Here is a 1103-nt window from a genome sequence, read left to right on the forward strand (position 1 = left end):
GCCGTTGTCGTCATGGCCTTCAACAGGAACGATTTCGTTCTTGAACTTGCCATTGATTGTCGCTTCGTGCGCTAAACGGTGTGAACGTGCACCGAACTCGTCTTGTTGCTCACGTGAAATACCGTGCATTTTAGCAAGCATTTCAGCAGTCAAACCCATCATGTTAGATGCTTTTGCAGAATACTTAGACGCTGCTGGGTTGTGGTCGAAGCCTTCAGTCATAGGTACGTGACCCATGTGCTCAACACCACCAACGATGAATACATCGCCGTTACCAGTTTGGATAGCTTGTGCTGCAGTGTGGATTGCAGTCATAGCAGAACCACATAGACGGTTAACAGTCTGTGCAGATGAAGTGTGTGGAACCTTTGTCAACAAAGAGATTTGACGAGCTACGTTAAAGCCCTGCTCTTTAGTTTGGTTAACACAACCCCAGATAACGTCCTCAACCAAGTTAGGGTTAAGACCTGGGTTACGGTCAAAGATCGCATCGATCAATACCGCAGAAAGGGTTTCAGCTCGTACGTTGCGGAAACAGCCGTTTTTAGCTCGACCCATTGGGGTACGTACCGCATCGACAACGACGACGTCTTTTGGATTAAGACTCATAGATATTCTCCGTAATCTTGTCTCAGCGCTTAGCCGAAAAACTTCTTGCCAGTTTTAGCCATCTCACGCATACCTTCAGTCGGCGTGTAGAGAGCACCTAGATCAGCATACTTGTCTGCGATCTTGTTGAATTCTTCGATACCGATAGAATCGATGTAACGAAGCGCACCACCACGGAATGGAGGGAAACCGATACCGAAGATCAGACCCATGTCTGCTTCAGCCGCAGTATCAACAATACCGTCTTCCAAACAACGAACAGTCTCGATGCAAAGTGGAACCATCATACGTTCGATGATTTCTTCATCGGTAAACTCATTGCTGCTTGCAACAACTGGCTTAATCATGTCGTAAACAGATTCATCTACAACTTTCTTCTGCTTACCCTTACGATCTAACTCGTAAGCGTAGAAGCCTTTGTCATTCTTCTGACCAAAACGACCAGCTTCAAACATCACGTCAATCGCTGTTTTGAAGTCTTTACCCATACGATC

Annotated in this window: 1 protein-coding gene and 1 pseudogene; both read right to left on the reverse strand. The window is 46.2% G+C overall.

Annotation, left to right across the window (positions count from 1 at the left end; genetic code table 11):
* On the reverse strand, positions 1 to 609 hold a 609-nt coding region (locus A3739_RS00985; protein WP_304440234.1), incomplete at its 3' end, for a beta-ketoacyl synthase N-terminal-like domain-containing protein.
* Between the two features lie 29 nt (positions 610 to 638).
* Positions 639 to 1103: pseudogene (gene fadB / locus A3739_RS29105) on the reverse strand (fatty acid oxidation complex subunit alpha FadB); the annotation flags it as partial.

The sequence above is a fragment of the Oleiphilus sp. HI0067 genome, from assembly GCF_001635735.1.